Raw genomic sequence first — 15,145 nt, forward strand, 5'->3', positions numbered from 1 at the left:
CTCAGGCGGCGGCCCGTTGCGCCAGTTCGACATGGGCGGCGGCATATTGCTGGCGGACGATGTCATTGAAGGAAAGGGTCGGGTTGGCTTCGGCCAACATGCCGATTTTCATCCAATATTCCGCCTGCGCATTGATGGAGCGGCACATCGGCACGCTGGCGCGGCGGGCTTGTTCGTGGAGGTCTTCGGCGATTTTTACGATGCCCATGGGGTGTCCTGCTATATGAAGCGTATATGGATCGTATATGGTTCATATGGTTGGGGGTCAAGGTGGGGGCGGGTGTCTGGCGGCTGGCGTGGAGCCCCCTCTTCCAACTTCGCCTAGGCGGCTGCGCCGCTGAGGCTTCGTATCCTTCTCCCCGTGGGGGAGAAGGTTTTGCGGGCCAATGTCTGGGGATCGGATCGGGCGGGGCGTTTGGGGATGGGGTAGGGGCAGCGGATCGACAGGAGGATCTGATGCGGGTTGCGGTTTTGACGTTTGATGGGTTCAATGAGCTGGACAGTTTCGTGGCGCTGGCGTTGCTGAACCGGGTCAAGGGGTGGCGGGCGGAGATTTGTGCGCCGGACGCCATAGTCACGTCGATGAACGGGGTCGAGGTACGCACGCAGCAGCCGCTGGAATGGGCGGCGGAGGCGGATGTGGTGCTGGTCGGCAGCGGGGCGCGGCGGTTGGAGGTGGCGAATGATGCGGCGTTGATGGCGCGCATCCGGCTGGACCCGGCGCGGCAATTGATCGGGTCGCAATGTTCGGGCGCGCTGATCCTGGGCGCGCTGGGGCTGGTCGGTGACATGCCGGTCTGCACCGACAGGACGAGCCAGCCGATGGCGATCGCGGCGGGGCTGCGCGTGCTGGAGGCGCCGTTCGTGGCGCGCGGCAATGTGGCGAGCGCGGGCGGGTGCATGGCGGCGCATTATCTGGCGGCCTGGGTGATCGCGCGCGGCGCGGGCGTCGAGGCGGTGCGCAGCGTGATCGACTATGTCGCGCCGGTGGGCGAGAAGGCGGAGACTGTGGCGCGGGTGATGGCGGTGATCGCGCCGTTTGTGGCGGACGTTTCCCAAGCGGCATGAGGGTTGCGATCTGCTACTGATCTGTCATGGTTCGGCCCAGTGAGTCGAACCAAAGGAGCCGTTTGCATGATTATCCACGGGTCGCGGCCATCGCCCTTCGTGCGCAAGGTGATCGTCTTTGCCGCCGAGAAGGGCATCGAGGTCGAGGTGCAGGCGGCGGGCTTCGGGCGCGGGGGCGAAGGCTATCTGAACGGGTCGCCCTTCGGCAAGATACCGGCGCTGGAGGATGGCGACTTTCTGCTGTGTGATTCGACCGCGATCATAACCTATATGGATGCGTTGCGCCCCGGCACGGAGATGATCCCGGCCGAACCCAAGGCGCGGGCGCGGACCATATGGTATGAGGAATTTGGCGACACGGTGGCGCAGCCGGTGGGGGCCAAGATCTTCTTCAACCGGGCGGTGGCCAGACGGTTGAAGCGCGAGCCGGACCTAGTGGCGGCGGACAAGGCGGAGGCCGAGGAGCTGCCGGGACTCTATGACTATCTGGAGGGTGTGTTGCCGGAAAGTGGTTGGTTGGTGGACGATCGCTTCACGCTGGCGGACCTGGCGGCGGGCTGTCCGTTGATCAATATCGGCTATGTGTCGGACGCGCTGGATGCGGCGCGTTGGCCCAAGGTGGCGGCGTGGCTGAGCCAAGTCAAGGCGCGGCCGAGCGTGGCGGCGGCGATGGAACTGGAAGCGCCGATGATCGCGGCGATGGTGGAGAAATAACCTATCTGGAACATTATGCTTGACATCGTCACGCTGTTCTGGCACATATCGGCATAGTGGAAAAATGTGAGTCGCGGATGACGCGGCTAACCAAGGGCTGATCCGGGCGGGTCGGCCCTTTTTGCGTTGCGGGGGCGGCATGGGCGATGAGGCAGGGACGGAATTGCGGCCGGGGCGGCAGGCTGTCGCGGATGGCACGCGCGCGCAACAGCGCAAGCCGCGCAAGGATAGCTGGACCAGGGCGCAGGAAAGGGAGTTTCTGGAGGTGTTGTCCACGACCTGCAACGTCAGCGAGGCGGCGCGGGTGGCGGGCGTGCGGCGCGCGGGCGCCTATGAACGGCGGCAGCGCGACGCGCGCTTTGCCGCCGACTGGGACCGGGCGATCGACATCGGCTATGCCGAGATCGAGGCGATGCTGATGCGCGAAGTGCTGTTCGGCAGCGAGAGCGAGGAGATCGTGCTGGACGGCGAGGGCGCGGTGAAGAGCCGCAAGGTCAAGCGTGGGCGCGACCTGAAGCTGGCGCTGCAACTGCTGATCCGGCATCGCGACAAGGTGGCGGCCTATCGCGCGGCGGCAGGGGTGCAGCGGCCCGACAGCCCCGACGCGGTGGCGCGATTGCGCCGCGCGATGGACGAGATTGCGCGCAAGCGGGCGGCGACGGGGACGTGAGGGGGGCCGCCGCCATGCGGTGTCAGGCGGGTTCGGCGGCGATCAGCGTGCCGATCTGGTCGAGCAGAGCGAGGCGCTGTTTCTTGAGATCCTCCAGCCGTTCGTCCGACGCGGGGGCGGTGCCATCCTCGATCGGCGTGATTTCGCCGAGCAGGGCGTGATAGCGATCGGCGAGCGTGCGGAAATGCGCGTCGTTGAGTTTGAGGTCGTGCAGCCGATCGGTGGCTTGCGGGAAGAGGCTGTGCAGATCCTGGCCATGTTCGCTCATGCGTCGTCTCCTGATGGGGATGGTTGGCGCGATTATGGGCCGGGGCGGCGGGGTGGTCGTTAGGTAGTTGTCCGGGGGTGGGCTTTCAGAAGAAAGAAGGAAGGAAGACCCTCACCCAACCCTCTCCCGCGAAGGGCGGGAGAGGGCTTAAAGGGAAGAAGGTTATTAGCGGGGCTTTATTTCCAGCGATGGGTCGACCAGGGCGGCGGTTGTTGGCTTGGGCGGGGTTGCCGGGGCCGCGGGGGCGGCTTGGACCGGCTGCGGCGCGGGCACGGCGATGGTGGTCGGCTGGGTCGGGGCGAAGGCTACGCTGATGTCTTCGTCGAGAAAGCCGGTGACGGGCGCGCCGAGCGGGATTTTGGCGCTGGTGCCGGTGGTGACGAAGCCCGCGATCGGGATGAAGGCGATGGCGGCGACGACGCCGGCGGTGCCGGTCTTGCCCTTGTCATCGAACTGGCCGGTCAGGCGGATCTGGGTGCCGTTGGCGCGGACGTAGAGGACTCGCGCGTTGATGCGGCCCGATTTGCCCCACATGCCCTTGTTGCGGACCTCGGTGATTTCGCCGACGGCGGGACTGCCCGCGGGAATGATGACCTGGTTGTTGAGCAGCACGGCTTCGGCGACTTCGAGCTGAACGCGCTGGCCGATCCGCAGCAATTTGCCTTCGGTCGTGAGCGGTTCGGCAGTGCGCAGCGCGATCTGCGTACCGGCGCGCAGGACATTGCCGCCGGGCGAGGCGATGATGGTGGCGACGGGCGCGGCAGGCATGGTGGTGACCTGCGCCATGGCGGTGGTCGCGCACAGGCAGGCAATGACGCCGGTGACGGCGCCTGTAACGATGTTCATTGATGATCCCCCCAAATGGTCCGGCTCGTGGGAGCCGGACGCGCAGTTGTGATGCGGCAGGGCGGATCGTCAAGCGGGAAATGGGGGGAGGTGGGGAATCCGGTGTGCGGGGTGGTTGTCGAGGGCTATGCGGAGGGTAATTCTAGCCCTCTCCCGCCTGCGGGAGAGGGTTGGGTGAGGGTCTTCTTCTGCAAAAGAGCCATACGAATAGCCTCGATCACGCCGTCGAAATTGTCCACTACGTCGCTGTTCCAGAAGCACATGACGCTCAGTCCGCGCGCTTCGAGAAATTCGGTGCGGGCGCGATCAGCCTCTTCGCTATGCTGACCGCCGTCGAGTTCGATTATCAGCGCGGCTTCGACGCATAGAAAATCCACGACAAATGGCCCAACGGTCGCTTGTCGGCGAAATTTGAAACCTTCGAGTTGACGGTTGCGCAAGGCGGCCCAGACCGCGCGCTCGACGTCGGTCATGTCGCGGCGAAGGCGGCTCGCATGGGGGCTTATCTGGCGACGGACCGGATGCATTGGATTCGGTTATATAGTAAGAAAGACCCTCACCCAACCCTCTCCCGCGAAGAGCGGGAGAGGGCTTTAGATCAAGGGGTAAGATGGCTTTACAGGCGTGTAGCAGGCGATAGGGTGGCTTTCATGAAAATCCTGTCCTTGCTCGTTGCTGCTTCGGCGCTTTCCACTCCTGCCATCGCCCAGACCCAGGCGCCTGATCCGGCGCGGTTGAAGGCTACCGTTGAGAAACTGGTGAGCTTTGGCACGCGGCATACGCTTTCGTCGGCTAGCAATCCCAAGCGGGGGATTGGGGCGGCGCGGGCTTGGGCGGCGGCGGAGTTTGCGCGGATATCCAAGACGTGCGGCGGGTGTTTGAAGGTCGAGAGCGTGTCGGAGCGCTTTACCGGGCCGCGGGTGCCTGATGGCGCGGATGTGGTGGATGTGCTGGCGATCCAGACCGGGACGGGTGACCCGAACCAGGTGGTGATCATCGCGGCGCATATCGACAGCCGGGTCAGCGATGTGATGGACTTTACCAGCGATGCGCCGGGCGCGAATGATAATGGGTCGGGCAGCGCGTTGGTGATCGAGGCGGCGCGGGTGCTGGCCGCAGAGAAGTTCGATGGGACGATCGTCTATGCGCTGCTGTCGGGTGAGGAGCAGGGCTTGCTGGGTGGCAAGCTGCTGGCCAACACCGCCAAGGCGCGCGGCTGGCAGGTGCGGGCGATGTTGAACAACGATATTGTCGGCAACACGACCGGGCAGAATGGCCGCATCGTCGCCGACCGGGTGCGGGTGTTTTCCGAAGGGATACGGTCGGCCGAGGACGCCAAGGCGGGGATGACGCGGCGCGGGATCGGCGGCGAGGATGATGGACCGTCGCGGGCGCTGGCCAAGGCGATCGATGACATTGCCGAGGCCAATCCGCAGATCGGGCTGGACGTGTTCGCGGTGCGGCGGCCCGATCGGTTCGGGCGGGGTGGCGATCATACGCCGCTGCTGGAGGCGGGCTATCCCGCCGTGCGCTTTTCGGTGGGGATCGAAAATTATGATCGGCAGCATCAGGATCTGCGCGTCGAAGCGGGCCGCGACTATGGCGATACCGTCAAGGGGATGGACTTTCCCTATCTGGCGAAGGTGACGGCGCTCAATGTCGCGGCGTTGCGGACGCTGGCGCGTGCGCCGGCCGCGCCTGCGGTCGTGTCGCTCGATGGTGCGCTGTCGATGGATACGCGGGTGTTCTGGGACGCGGTGCCGGGGGCGAGCGCGTACAAGGTGTTTTGGCGGCGGGCCGATGCGCAGGACTGGGCGGACAGCCGGGTCGTGACCGGGGCGACCGAGACGGTGCTGAAGGATGTGGTGGTCGACGATCATTTCATCGGTGTGGCGGCGATCGGCAAGGATGGCGCGGCGAGCATCGTGACGTTCGGGGGCATGGCGCCGCGCAAATAGGGGCGGTGTCGCCGTCCCGATAAGGGGAGGGCGATGCAGAGTTCGCATATCGAATGGCTGGCCGAGCGGCCGGGCGAGCGCGACCGGCTGTTGCGGTCGCTGGGGCCGGTGGCGAGCGAGGCACTGGCGCATGACTGGGGCGCTGTGGCGCGGCCGGGGCAGGTGGCACCGCCGGGCGATTGGCGCATCTGGCTGATGATGGCGGGGCGCGGCTTTGGCAAGACGCGGGCCGGGGCGGAATGGGTGCGGGGGATTGCCGAGGGCGATCCGGGCGCGCGGATTGCGCTGGTTGGTGCGACGCTGGGCGAGGCGCGGCGGGTGATGGTGGAAGGCGCGTCTGGGCTGCTGGCGATTGCACCCTGGTGGTGTCGCCCGGTCTTTGCGCCCGCGCTGCGCAAGCTGCTATGGCCCAATGGCGCGGTGGCGACCCTGTTCGGGGCGGCAGAGCCGGAGAGCTTGCGCGGGCCGCAGTTCAGCCACGGCTGGGCCGACGAGATCGCCAAATGGCCCTTTGCGGAAAGCGCCTGGGATAATCTGATGATGACGATGCGGCTGGGTAGCGCGCCGCGGGTGATGGCGACGACGACGCCACGGCCGGTGGCGCTGGTGCGGCGGTTGGTGACGGATGGCGATGTGGTCGTGACGCGCGGGCGGACGGTGGAGAATAAAGCCAATCTGGCCGATGGCTTTATCGCGGCGATGACGCGCAGCTATGGCGGCACGCGGCTGGGGCGGCAGGAACTGGACGGCGAATTGATCGAGGAGGTGGCGGGGGCTTTGTGGAGCCGTGACCTGATCGAGCGGTGCCGGGTGGCGCATGTGCCGGGCGGCGCGGGCGACGCGGCGCTGTTGACGCGGGTGGTGGTGGCGGTCGATCCGCCTGCGTCGGCGCATGGCGATGCGTGCGGGATCGTGGTGGTGGGCCTCGGCCGGGACGGGCGCGGCTATGTGATCGCGGATGCCAGTGTCGAGGGCTGTTCGCCCGAAATATGGGCGCGCGCGGTTGCGGCGGCGGCGCTGGTGCATGGCGCGGACAAGGTGGTGGCCGAGGCGAATAATGGCGGCGCGATGGTGACCAGCGTGCTGCGTGCGGCGGAAGAGGCGCTGCCGGTGCGGCTGGTCCATGCGAGCCGGGGGAAGGTGGCGCGGGCCGAGCCGGTGGCGGCTTTGTACGAAGCCGGGCGGGTGGCGCATCGCGGGGCTTTCCCGGCGCTGGAGGATGAGATGTGCGGGTTGGTGCTGGGCGGCGGCTATGAGGGGCCGGGGCGATCGCCGGACCGGGCGGATGCGCTGGTGTGGGCGCTGAGCGAGTTGATGCTGGGGCGGCAGGGGGTGGCGCAGGTGCGGGGGTTGTAGACGCGGAACTTGGCGTGGCATCCGATCGTTTCGGCGGCATCATATCAAGGATTTACGGAGTGACGCGCATGAAGACGGTCAAGATTTTGGGTGCCCTGGTGGGCGTGACGTTGGTGGCATCGCCGGTGCTGGCGGCGTCGTTGAGCAGCAAGGAGCGGGCGCGGGTGGCGCGGGCTGCGCCGCGGGATCGCGACGATGTGCGCTATTGCCTGTTGCAGGGCAAGAAGGGCCGCGACAAGGGCACGGTGATTGGCGCGGCCGGTGGGGCTGGCGTCGGGTTGCTGGCGGGCGGCGGGGTTGGCGAGACGCTGCTGGGCGCGGGCGCGGGTGCGCTGGCCGGGCGCGTGATCGGCAAGAGCGAGGGGACGAACTCGACCTGTGACCGGGTGTTGGCGCGGAATAGGTGAGGGTGGTGCGGCTGATGCGGTTTTCCCCTGTAAGGCAGGGCAATCGCATATGACACCCAACCTATCCAAAGTCGTCACCCTGAACTTGTTTCAGGGTCCATCTATCACCACGAGCCGCCGTTTTTGGGGCACGATGGATGCTGAAACAAGTTCAGCATGACGAAGAAAATGGCGTGCGCTCCATTTACGATAGCCCTGCCCTGCCATGGAAGGGGAGGTGGCAGGGCGTAGCCCCGACGGAGGGGCGTTGCCGTCTCGATAGGGTGACACCCCTCCACCGGCTTCGCCGGTCCCCCTCCCCTTACAGGGGAGGATTTTTGCGTTTCAGATGATGGGGGCATTTAGCCCCCTCTCCAAGCTACGGTAGGCGGCTTCGCCGCTCACCTTCGCTATCCTCTCCCCCGCTGGGGAGAGGATTTTTTTATGGGCGGGGACAAATCCATGAAATTCTTTGGGATGAAGGCGGCGGCATCTGCGGATGCGCGGCCGGTGTTGGCGCGCGCCTGGGGGACCGGGGCGGTGGCTTTGGGGGAGTGGCCTGCCAGCTATGAGGCGCAGGTGCGTAGCGGCGTGATGGGCAATGCGGTGGCGCAGCGGGCGATGCGGCTGGTGTCCGAGGGGGCGGGGGCCTGTCCGCTGAAGGTTGGCGGGGTTGAGGACGCGGCGCGGGTGTTGGCGTTGGTGGGCCGCGCGTCGGCGGGGCAGGGGTTGGTGGAGACGCTGGCTTGTCATTTGTTGTTGCATGGCAATGCCTATGTGCAGGTCATGGTGGGGGCGGATGGGATGCCCGCCGAGCTGTTCGCGCTGCGGCCTGAACGGGTGTCGGTGGAGGCGGATGCGCGGGGGTGGCCTGCGGCCTATTTGTATCGGGTGGGGGAGAGCGTGACGCGGCTGTCGCCCGACGATGGCGCGGGGCGGCCGAGCGTGTTGCATTTGAAGGCGCTGCATCCGCTTGACGACCATTATGGGCTGGGTTGCGTCGGCGCGGCGGCGGGGCCGGTGGCGATCCACAATGCGGCCAGCGTCTGGAACAAGGCGCTGCTCGACAATGCGGCGCGGCCGAGCGGGGCGATGGTCTATGAGCCGGGCGATGGGTCGGTGCTGTCGCCCGACCAGTTCGAACGGGTCAAGCGCGAGATGGAGGTCGCCTTTGCGGGCGCGGCCAATGCCGGGCGGCCGATGCTGCTGGAGGGGGGCCTCCGCTGGCAGGCGATGAGCCTGACGCCTGCCGAGATGGATTTTGTGGGGTTGAAGGCGGCGGCGGCGCGGGAGATCGCGCTGGCCTTCGGCGTGCCGCCGATGCTGATGGGGCTGCCCGGCGACAATAGTTATGCCAATTATCGCGAGGCGAACAAGGCGCTGTGGCGGCAGACGATCTTGCCGCTGGTGGCGAAGATCGGTGCGGGGTTGGGGCAGGGGCTAGCCGGATGGTGGCCGGGGCTGCGGATCGAGGCGGATCTGGATGGCGTGGCGGCGCTGTCGGATGAGCGCGCGGCGCTGTGGGACCGGGTGGCGGCGGCGGATTTTTTGAGCGGGGATGAGAAGCGGGCGATGTTGGGGATTTGAGGCGGGCGTCGAGCCCCCTCTCCCAACTGCGCCTAGGCGGCTGCGCCGCCAAGGCTTCGTATCCCTCTCCCCGATGGGGCGAGGGGATTGGAGGATAAGATGACACAGGATGGCGAGATGCTGGCGCGGTTGGTGGCGCAGGCGCAGGGGGTGCCCGGCGCGGTGGACATGGTGATGATCCGCGCGCTGGTGGAGGAGGCGAGCGAACTGGGCGCGGGGCGGGCGCTGGAGCGGTTGGGGCTGGCCGACCGGCGGGCCGAGGGCGATGTGCGCGAATTGCGCGAGCTGCTGCGCGCCTGGCGCGACGCGAAAAAGGCGGCGCGCGGGGCGGTGATCGGCTGGGTTGTGCGGATCGGGCTGGCGCTGCTGTTGCTGGGGATGGCGGTGAAGATGGGCTTGTTGGGGTTGGTTAGGGCGTGAAGATCCAGCACCACGCCCCGTTCGTGCTGAGTAGAGGCTGAGCGTGTCGAAGCCTCGTATCGAAGCATGGGCGCTACGATCCTTCGATATGCCCCTTCGACTTCGCTCAGGGGCTACTCAGGACGAACGGAGATTATATGGATCAGGACGTGCGCTTTGCGGGCTATGCGGCGATTTTCGATCGGGTGGATCGGGGCGGCGATGTGGTGCGGGCGGGGGCGTTCGGTGGCGCTTTGGCGGCGGGCGTGCCGTTGCTGTGGCAGCATGGGCCGGGCTGCGTGATCGGGACGGTCGAGCGGCTGGCGGAGGATGCGCGCGGGTTGCGCGTGATCGGGCGGGTGTCGGTGCGCACGGCGGCCGGGCGCGAGGCGGCGGCGGCGCTGCGGGCGGGCGCGGTCGATGGGCTGTCGTTCGGATATCGGGTGAAGGCGGCGCGAGGCGGCGGAGCCGGTTTGGGGCCGCGCGAATTGCTGGCGCTGGATCTGGTGGAGGTGAGTTTGGTGAGCCATCCGATGCAGGAGGGGGCGCGGGTGATTAGGGTGGAGTGAAGGGGGCCTCATTTGGTTCGCGCGGAGACGCAGAGACGCGGAGAAGAAGAGAACTCGTCATTCCTATCTAGCGGATATCTTTCTGCGGCCAATGCTCCCTATCCCATCCTTCTGCCGGGAGGACATGCGCGTTGCGATTGCTCGTTGCTCCGCTATAAAATGGAGACTGGCCTGCACGTCCACTGGCCATGTAACGGGAGAACGACATGGCTCTTGCCTTGAATGTGGGGTGGCTATCGCAAGCGTTACGCGAAGATAAGGATGGCTTCGCATTTGGGTTGGATCAAATTTCCGATCTTAATGCGGTTCTCGCCGAATCGGGCGAGTCTCTTCATGAGGAACCCACCGATATTGCCGAGCATGATACCTACGAGGCGCAGATGTGGGGTTATGCGGGACTTCACGCTGTACGCCGACTGGCGGCCTACCATGCGTTGAAGGGCCAGTTACCACCGCCATGCACTTATGAAGATTTTGCCGATGATCCGCTTTTGCTGAAATTTTACGCCGAACACAGTTCTGAACTGGACAAGCCCAAAGCGGGATTTTTTGGCAGATTGTTCAGGAAGAAGTTGAAGGCACCTCTCCCGTTCGCACATTTAATTATGCATTCCGATTCCGAGGGATTTTATCTGCCCAGGCCGATGAACGAAGTCGTTTTCGACACGGCCAATCCACCACGGGACGGATTGGGGGAATGGTAGGTTCTTCCGTTCATCTTCTGGAAGAATGTTTGTTGCTGGCGGATTGGATTGGCCTGCCTGATGGGATTGACGCTGAATGCGACGATGTTGTCGAGGCGGCGGAGGCACCAGGAGGTGAAGGATGGCGCGTTTACGGGATAGAGGCATTTTGCCTGATCCGTTTGATTGAAGGGTGTCGGGCGTCGATCTTGCACAGGGGCGCTTTGCTGTTCACCTAGCATTTTATTGTTCCATATGAGGGTGTGTTCCCCCTCTTCCAACTGCGCCTAACCGGCATAGCCGGTAAGGCTTTGTATCCTTCTCCCCGCTGGGGAGAAGGTTTTCGAGAATTTCAGGGCGGTCCCATCCGGGGCCGCCCTTTTTTGTGTTTTCTAGCGGGAGAATGACATGACGGATGCTTTGGAGAGCAGCTTTGATGCGGCGGTGCAGGGGGAGCGGATTGCGGCTTTGGAGGCGGATTTGGGGGCTTTGCGGGTGGCGATGCAGCGGCCGGCGCTCGATGGGGTGAAGGGCGGGGCGCCAGGAAGTTTTGGCGATCCGGCGCGGAGCGCTTTTGTCGATCGCTATGTGCGGCAGGGGCTGGAAGCCGGGGTGGAGCTGAAGAGCTTTTCCGGTGCGACCGGTGCGGCGGGGGGCTATGCGGTGCCGCGCGAGATTGATCAGCTGATCGGTACGACGCTCAAATCGCTGTCGCCGATCCGCGCGATCGCCAATGTCGTGCGGACGGGGACGGCGGGCTATCGCAAGCTGGTGAGTGCAGGCGGCATCGTGTCGGGCTGGGCGAGCGAGACGGGCGCGCGGGCCGAGACGGGGACGCCGGTCTTCAACGAGATCGTGCCGCCGTCGGGGGAATTGTTCGCCAATCCGGCGGCAAGCCAAGCGATGCTGGACGATGCGCAGTTCGATGTCGAGGGCTGGCTGGCGAGCGAGATTGCGCGGGAATTTGCGGTGGCGGAAGGGGCGGCCTTCGTGACCGGCAACGGGACGAACAAGCCCAAGGGGTTCCTGACCTATACCACCACCAACGAGGCGGACGCGGTGCGCGCGTTCGGATCGCTGCAATATGTGGTGTCGGGGGCGGCGGGGGCTTTCCCGGCCTCGGACCCGCAGAACAAGCTGATCGACCTGGTGCAGAGTTTGCGCGCGCCCTATCGGCAGGGGGCGTGTTTCGTGATGAACTCGGCGACGCTGGCGGTCATTCGCAAGATGAAGACGAGCGACGGGGCGTTCATCTGGCAACCGGGGTTGAGTGCGGGGCAGCCCGCGACGCTGCTCGGCTATCCGGTGGTCGAGGCGGAGGATATGCCCGACATCGCGGCCAACAGCCTGTCGATCGCCTTTGGCAATTTCCAGGCGGGCTATGTCGTGGCCGAGCGCAACGAGACGAGCATCCTGCGCGATCCGTTCAGCAACAAGCCGTTCGTGCATTTCTATGCGGTCAGGCGGATCGGCGGGGGTGTGGCGAATAGCGAGGCGATCAAATTGATGCGGTTTGCGGCTTCGTAAGACGGGAGGTGGGGCACGCCCCCACCCCAACCCCTCCCCTGAAGGGGAGGGGCTTTTTTTGGTCTTTTTTCTGGGGGGTGGGATGGGGATCAGTGATGGGATGCTGGCGGATCTGGTGCGGGAGGTTTGCCATGATGGGGGCATGGGGCCGTTGCTGCTGGGTGGGGCGATGGCGGGGTTTCGGAGTTTTGATGCGGCGGTGGGGGGGGGGGTGGGCTTTCCCTATGTGATCATGAGCCTGGTCGATCCTGCGCAATGGGAAGCGGGGACCGGGACGCTGGATGGTGCGGGGCGGCTGGTGCGGACGCCGGTGGCGTCTTCGGCGGGCGGGGCGGCGGTGGATTTTGCGGTGGGCGAGAAGTCCGTGGCGCTGACCGTGCATGCGGCCTGGTTGGAGGCGGTGAACCTCCATGGCCATGGGATTGGCGATATTACGGGCCTTGGCGAGGCGCTGGCGGGGCGGCAGGCGGCGAGCGGGGAATTGGATGCCATTGCGGCGGTGAGCGGGACGGCGTTCGGGCGGGCCTTGCTAGGGCAGGCGGACGGCGCGGCTGTGCGCGGGCATGTGGGCGCGCTGGGCGTCAGTGGCATCCAGCGGATGCGCGGGGCGGAACTGCATATCAATACGCAATCCGGCGAGGATTATGCGCTGGAAGGGGCGATCGGCAAGGTGTCGGTGCTGACGCAGGCGATGTCGATCTTCATGGATGGCGGGCAGGCGAGCTTTCGCGTGCTGTCGTTCGGATCGCTGGCCAATAATCGGCTCTATCGCGCCAATGGCACGTTCGCGGCGCGCAGCGATGTCCTCACCAATGACGTGATCGGCGACTATAATGTCTGGGGGATGATCGGCGGGACGTTCGCCGAACTGTCGCGCATCCGCACGACGCTGACCGCTGCTGCGCCGGGGCCGACCAATTTAGCGTCGCGGATGAGTTTCCATGTCGGGCGCAATGGGTCGGCGGCGATGCAGGAGGCGTTGCGGCTGGAGCATCAGGCGCTGACCGCTTTCGGATCACTCGCACCGTCCAATGACAATGGCTTTGCGCTGGGGAGCGCGGCGGCGCGCTGGTCGGTGGTCTATGCCGCGAGCGGGGCGATCAATACGTCCGACGCGCGGATGAAATGTGACGTGGCGGCGGTCGGGGACGATCTGCTTGACGCCTGGGGCGCAGTCAACTGGCGGCAGTTTCGCTTTGCCGATGCGGTCGCGGCGAAAGGCGCGGGCGCGCGCTGGCATATCGGGCTGGTGGCGCAGCAGGTGCGCGACGCGATCGACGCGCGATTGGGCGCGGGTGCGGCGGTGCGGCTGGGGCTGCTGTGTCATGATGTCTGGGACGAGGGCGACCGCTGGGGGCTGCGCTATGACGAGTGCCTGGCGCTGGAGGCGGCGTGGCAGCGGCGGCGGATCGAGCGGATCGAGGCGCGGCTGGCGCTGCTGGAGGCGCAGGATGTTGCAGGGTGAGCCGCTGGGCGCGGGCGCGATCGGCGACCTGCGCGGTGGCGATGCGCCCTGGGGCGGCGCGTGGCGCGGCGGGGTGCGGCCGGGGCAGGACATGCGGGTCGCGGCGCGGCCTGCACCTGACCGACCGGAAGCGTTACGGGGGAGGATGATCCGATGAGCCTGATTGCCAAAGATCCGCAGGCGCGGATCGACCATGTCATCGACTGGTCCGCCTATCTGGCGGGGCAGAGCGTGATTGCGAGTGTGTGGACCGTCAGCCCGGCGGGGGCGCTGACGGTGGAAGATGCGGCGTTCGAGCCGGGGCGGACCAGCGTGCGGGTGAGCGGCGGGGCGGTGGGGCACGTCTATCGGCTGACCAACCGCGTCACTTTGTCCGACGGGCAGGTGGATGAGCGGTCGGTGACGGTCAGGGTGGAGGAACGCTGATGCTGGCGCAGGAGGAGAGCGGGGCGCTGGCGGCGTCGCTGGATGAACTCAAGGCCTATTTGCGGATCGAGACGGATAACGAGGATGCGGTGTTGGCGGGGTTGCTGCGCAGCGCGGCGGCGCTGTGCGAGCAATTTGTCGGCCAGTGGCTGATCGTGCGCGGCGCGCGTGAGATGGTGGCGGCGCGCCAGGGCTGGCAGCGGCTCGGCGCGCGGCCGGTGCTGGCGATCGAGGCGGTCGAGGCGGTGGACGGCGACGGGGTGGCGCAGGCGCTGCCGGTCGATGCCTATGCGATCGACATCGATGCGGCGGGCGATGGCTGGGTGCGATCGACGCGGGCGGACGAGCGGCGGCGGCTGGCGGGGCGCTATCGCGCGGGCATGGCGGCGGAGATGAACGGCCTGCCCGAAGCCTTGCGGCAGGGGATCGTGCGGCTGGCGGCGGAACATTTCATGGCGCGCGGCAATGAGGGCAGTGCGCCGCCCGCGGTGGTGAGCGCGCTGTGGCGGCCGTTCCGGCGGATGCGGCTGGCATGAGGGCGGCGTTGATGCGGCGCGTCGAGGCGCGGGCGGCGCGCAGGCGGGGGGCGATTGCGGCGGCGCTGGTCGAGGCGGGCGTTGATGTGGTGATCGACGGTGAGGCGGTGCGGGTGTCGGGGCGGGGTTTGCGGGCGCGCTGGTGGCGCGACCTGGCGCTGCGCGAGGCGGGGAGGACGGGGTCATGAGCGCGGAACTGGCGGTGCGGAGTGCGGTGATCGCGGCGTTGCGGGCGGATGGCGCGCTGATGGCGGGGCTGAACGCGCTTTATGATGGCGAGCCGGTGCGGGCGAGTGCGCCCTATGGGCATGTCGGCGACTGTATCGGCACCGACTGGGGCGGCAAGCAGGTCAAGGGGCGCGAAGTGCGGCTGACCATCGGCTTGCAGGATGCGGGCGAGACGCCGGGGCGGCTGGCGGCGATGATCGGGCGGATCGATCCGGCGATCGGCGCGGTGCAGGCGCGCGAGGGGTGGCGGATCGTTACGGCGCGGCTGGTGCGGTCGCGGATGATGCGGAGTGGAGGCAAGCCGCCGAGCGGGTGGCAGGCGGTGATCGACTATCGGCTAAGGGCGGTTTGGGAGGGGGGCTAGGCGTCGCTTGTGGCTGGCGTCGAGCCCCCTCTCAACTGCGGCTAGGCAGCAAGCTGCCAAGCCTTCGTATCTCTCCCCGCTGGGGAGAGAGGGGG

21 protein-coding genes are annotated in these 15,145 nt (G+C 66.6%); 17 read left to right on the forward strand and 4 right to left on the reverse strand.

All coding sequences use genetic code 11. The annotated features are described in order from the left end of the window. Window position 1 precedes the first annotated feature (1 nt). Window positions 2-208 carry a ParD-like family protein gene (locus SxD43FB_RS06285; protein ID WP_096061448.1) on the reverse strand — a complete coding sequence of 69 codons (207 nt, stop codon included), beginning with the start codon at window positions 206-208 and terminating at the stop codon, window positions 2-4. Between the two features lie 248 nt (window positions 209-456). Between SxD43FB_RS06285 and SxD43FB_RS06290 the strand changes: the two genes are divergently transcribed. From SxD43FB_RS06290 to SxD43FB_RS06300, 3 genes are all read left to right on the forward strand, one after another. Beyond that, window positions 457-1,068, forward strand: coding sequence for a DJ-1/PfpI family protein (locus SxD43FB_RS06290; protein WP_096061449.1), 612 nt, complete (start codon window positions 457-459; stop codon window positions 1,066-1,068). A 66-nt stretch (window positions 1,069-1,134) separates the two neighbouring features. Continuing rightward, window positions 1,135-1,782, forward strand: coding sequence for a glutathione S-transferase family protein (locus SxD43FB_RS06295; protein WP_096061450.1), 648 nt, complete (start codon window positions 1,135-1,137; stop codon window positions 1,780-1,782). 139 nt (window positions 1,783-1,921) lie between these two features. Beyond that, a complete protein-coding gene (locus SxD43FB_RS06300) occupies window positions 1,922-2,452 on the forward strand; it encodes a hypothetical protein (protein WP_096061451.1) in 531 nt (176 codons plus the stop codon). Window positions 2,453-2,474: 22 nt separating this feature from the next. On the opposite strand, the gene SxD43FB_RS06305 is transcribed toward SxD43FB_RS06300, so the two are convergent. The 3 genes from SxD43FB_RS06305 to SxD43FB_RS06315 all read right to left on the reverse strand — a co-directional run bounded on the left by SxD43FB_RS06305 (window position 2,475) and on the right by SxD43FB_RS06315 (window position 4,093). Then, complete coding sequence (locus tag SxD43FB_RS06305) at window positions 2,475-2,720, reverse strand: DUF465 domain-containing protein (protein ID WP_069064989.1); 246 nt, start codon at window positions 2,718-2,720, stop codon at window positions 2,475-2,477. A 165-nt stretch (window positions 2,721-2,885) separates the two neighbouring features. Beyond that, window positions 2,886-3,488, reverse strand: coding sequence for a hypothetical protein (locus tag SxD43FB_RS06310; RefSeq protein WP_255245618.1), 603 nt, complete (start codon window positions 3,486-3,488; stop codon window positions 2,886-2,888). Between the two features lie 203 nt (window positions 3,489-3,691). Then, complete coding sequence (locus tag SxD43FB_RS06315) at window positions 3,692-4,093, reverse strand: endonuclease domain-containing protein (protein ID WP_096061453.1); 402 nt, start codon at window positions 4,091-4,093, stop codon at window positions 3,692-3,694. Window positions 4,094-4,216: 123 nt separating this feature from the next. Between SxD43FB_RS06315 and SxD43FB_RS06320 the strand changes: the two genes are divergently transcribed. The 14 genes from SxD43FB_RS06320 to SxD43FB_RS06380 all read left to right on the forward strand — a co-directional run bounded on the left by SxD43FB_RS06320 (window position 4,217) and on the right by SxD43FB_RS06380 (window position 15,050). Then, entirely contained in the window at window positions 4,217-5,524 is a 1,308-nt protein-coding gene (locus SxD43FB_RS06320) for a M28 family peptidase (RefSeq protein ID WP_096061454.1), read from the forward strand. A 33-nt stretch (window positions 5,525-5,557) separates the two neighbouring features. Next, window positions 5,558-6,880 carry a terminase family protein gene (locus tag SxD43FB_RS06325; RefSeq protein ID WP_096061455.1) on the forward strand — a complete coding sequence of 441 codons (1,323 nt, stop codon included), beginning with the start codon at window positions 5,558-5,560 and terminating at the stop codon, window positions 6,878-6,880. 68 nt (window positions 6,881-6,948) lie between these two features. Beyond that, window positions 6,949-7,287, forward strand: coding sequence for a hypothetical protein (locus SxD43FB_RS06330; RefSeq protein ID WP_069064983.1), 339 nt, complete (start codon window positions 6,949-6,951; stop codon window positions 7,285-7,287). Window positions 7,288-7,728: 441 nt separating this feature from the next. Next, a complete protein-coding gene (locus SxD43FB_RS06335; protein WP_096061542.1) occupies window positions 7,729-8,853 on the forward strand; it encodes a phage portal protein in 1,125 nt (374 codons plus the stop codon). Between the two features lie 99 nt (window positions 8,854-8,952). Then, entirely contained in the window at window positions 8,953-9,273 is a 321-nt protein-coding gene (locus SxD43FB_RS06340; RefSeq protein ID WP_096061456.1) for a DUF6127 family protein, read from the forward strand. 137 nt (window positions 9,274-9,410) lie between these two features. Beyond that, entirely contained in the window at window positions 9,411-9,821 is a 411-nt protein-coding gene (locus SxD43FB_RS06345; RefSeq protein ID WP_096061457.1) for an HK97 family phage prohead protease, read from the forward strand. Between the two features lie 206 nt (window positions 9,822-10,027). Beyond that, window positions 10,028-10,525, forward strand: a complete 498-nt coding sequence (locus tag SxD43FB_RS06350; RefSeq protein ID WP_096061458.1) for a hypothetical protein — start codon at window positions 10,028-10,030, stop codon at window positions 10,523-10,525. Between the two features lie 387 nt (window positions 10,526-10,912). Then, entirely contained in the window at window positions 10,913-12,031 is a 1,119-nt protein-coding gene (locus tag SxD43FB_RS06355; protein ID WP_096061459.1) for a phage major capsid protein, read from the forward strand. 82 nt (window positions 12,032-12,113) lie between these two features. Next, window positions 12,114-13,496 (forward strand): tail fiber domain-containing protein, encoded by a 1,383-nt coding sequence (locus SxD43FB_RS06360; protein WP_096061460.1) that lies wholly within the window; start codon window positions 12,114-12,116, stop codon window positions 13,494-13,496. Beyond that, window positions 13,483-13,653 (forward strand): hypothetical protein, encoded by a 171-nt coding sequence (locus SxD43FB_RS25140; RefSeq protein WP_176482685.1) that lies wholly within the window; start codon window positions 13,483-13,485, stop codon window positions 13,651-13,653. The genes SxD43FB_RS06360 and SxD43FB_RS25140 overlap by 14 nt, the downstream gene beginning before the upstream one ends. Next, complete coding sequence (locus tag SxD43FB_RS06365) at window positions 13,650-13,922, forward strand: hypothetical protein (RefSeq protein WP_096061461.1); 273 nt, start codon at window positions 13,650-13,652, stop codon at window positions 13,920-13,922. Before SxD43FB_RS25140 ends, SxD43FB_RS06365 begins: the two co-directional genes overlap by 4 nt. After that, window positions 13,922-14,458: a head-tail connector protein gene (locus tag SxD43FB_RS06370; protein WP_096061462.1), complete on the forward strand. Its 537-nt coding sequence runs from the start codon at window positions 13,922-13,924 to the stop codon at window positions 14,456-14,458. The genes SxD43FB_RS06365 and SxD43FB_RS06370 overlap by 1 nt, the downstream gene beginning before the upstream one ends. Beyond that, window positions 14,455-14,646, forward strand: a complete 192-nt coding sequence (locus SxD43FB_RS06375) for a hypothetical protein (protein ID WP_176482686.1) — start codon at window positions 14,455-14,457, stop codon at window positions 14,644-14,646. Before SxD43FB_RS06370 ends, SxD43FB_RS06375 begins: the two co-directional genes overlap by 4 nt. Beyond that, window positions 14,643-15,050, forward strand: coding sequence for a DUF3168 domain-containing protein (locus SxD43FB_RS06380; protein WP_096061464.1), 408 nt, complete (start codon window positions 14,643-14,645; stop codon window positions 15,048-15,050). The genes SxD43FB_RS06375 and SxD43FB_RS06380 overlap by 4 nt, the downstream gene beginning before the upstream one ends. Window positions 15,051-15,145: the final 95 nt, after the last annotated feature.

This window comes from Sphingobium sp. D43FB (assembly GCF_002312805.1).
Taxonomy (GTDB): Bacteria; Pseudomonadota; Alphaproteobacteria; order Sphingomonadales; family Sphingomonadaceae; genus Sphingobium.

Coding starts and splice junctions, on each gene's coding strand:
- SxD43FB_RS06285 (WP_096061448.1), bottom strand. CDS start 208: ATGGGCATCGTAAAAATCGCCGAAGACCTCCACGAACAAGCCCGCCGC.
- SxD43FB_RS06290 (WP_096061449.1), top strand. CDS start 457: ATGCGGGTTGCGGTTTTGACGTTTGATGGGTTCAATGAGCTGGACAGT.
- SxD43FB_RS06295 (WP_096061450.1), top strand. CDS start 1,135: ATGATTATCCACGGGTCGCGGCCATCGCCCTTCGTGCGCAAGGTGATC.
- SxD43FB_RS06300 (WP_096061451.1), top strand. CDS start 1,922: ATGGGCGATGAGGCAGGGACGGAATTGCGGCCGGGGCGGCAGGCTGTC.
- SxD43FB_RS06305 (WP_069064989.1), bottom strand. CDS start 2,720: ATGAGCGAACATGGCCAGGATCTGCACAGCCTCTTCCCGCAAGCCACC.
- SxD43FB_RS06310 (WP_255245618.1), bottom strand. CDS start 3,488: ATGCCTGCCGCGCCCGTCGCCACCATCATCGCCTCGCCCGGCGGCAAT.
- SxD43FB_RS06315 (WP_096061453.1), bottom strand. CDS start 4,093: ATGCATCCGGTCCGTCGCCAGATAAGCCCCCATGCGAGCCGCCTTCGC.
- SxD43FB_RS06320 (WP_096061454.1), top strand. CDS start 4,217: ATGAAAATCCTGTCCTTGCTCGTTGCTGCTTCGGCGCTTTCCACTCCT.
- SxD43FB_RS06325 (WP_096061455.1), top strand. CDS start 5,558: ATGCAGAGTTCGCATATCGAATGGCTGGCCGAGCGGCCGGGCGAGCGC.
- SxD43FB_RS06330 (WP_069064983.1), top strand. CDS start 6,949: ATGAAGACGGTCAAGATTTTGGGTGCCCTGGTGGGCGTGACGTTGGTG.
- SxD43FB_RS06335 (WP_096061542.1), top strand. CDS start 7,729: ATGAAATTCTTTGGGATGAAGGCGGCGGCATCTGCGGATGCGCGGCCG.
- SxD43FB_RS06340 (WP_096061456.1), top strand. CDS start 8,953: ATGACACAGGATGGCGAGATGCTGGCGCGGTTGGTGGCGCAGGCGCAG.
- SxD43FB_RS06345 (WP_096061457.1), top strand. CDS start 9,411: ATGGATCAGGACGTGCGCTTTGCGGGCTATGCGGCGATTTTCGATCGG.
- SxD43FB_RS06350 (WP_096061458.1), top strand. CDS start 10,028: ATGGCTCTTGCCTTGAATGTGGGGTGGCTATCGCAAGCGTTACGCGAA.
- SxD43FB_RS06355 (WP_096061459.1), top strand. CDS start 10,913: ATGACGGATGCTTTGGAGAGCAGCTTTGATGCGGCGGTGCAGGGGGAG.
- SxD43FB_RS06360 (WP_096061460.1), top strand. CDS start 12,114: ATGGGGATCAGTGATGGGATGCTGGCGGATCTGGTGCGGGAGGTTTGC.
- SxD43FB_RS25140 (WP_176482685.1), top strand. CDS start 13,483: ATGTTGCAGGGTGAGCCGCTGGGCGCGGGCGCGATCGGCGACCTGCGC.
- SxD43FB_RS06365 (WP_096061461.1), top strand. CDS start 13,650: ATGAGCCTGATTGCCAAAGATCCGCAGGCGCGGATCGACCATGTCATC.
- SxD43FB_RS06370 (WP_096061462.1), top strand. CDS start 13,922: ATGCTGGCGCAGGAGGAGAGCGGGGCGCTGGCGGCGTCGCTGGATGAA.
- SxD43FB_RS06375 (WP_176482686.1), top strand. CDS start 14,455: ATGAGGGCGGCGTTGATGCGGCGCGTCGAGGCGCGGGCGGCGCGCAGG.
- SxD43FB_RS06380 (WP_096061464.1), top strand. CDS start 14,643: ATGAGCGCGGAACTGGCGGTGCGGAGTGCGGTGATCGCGGCGTTGCGG.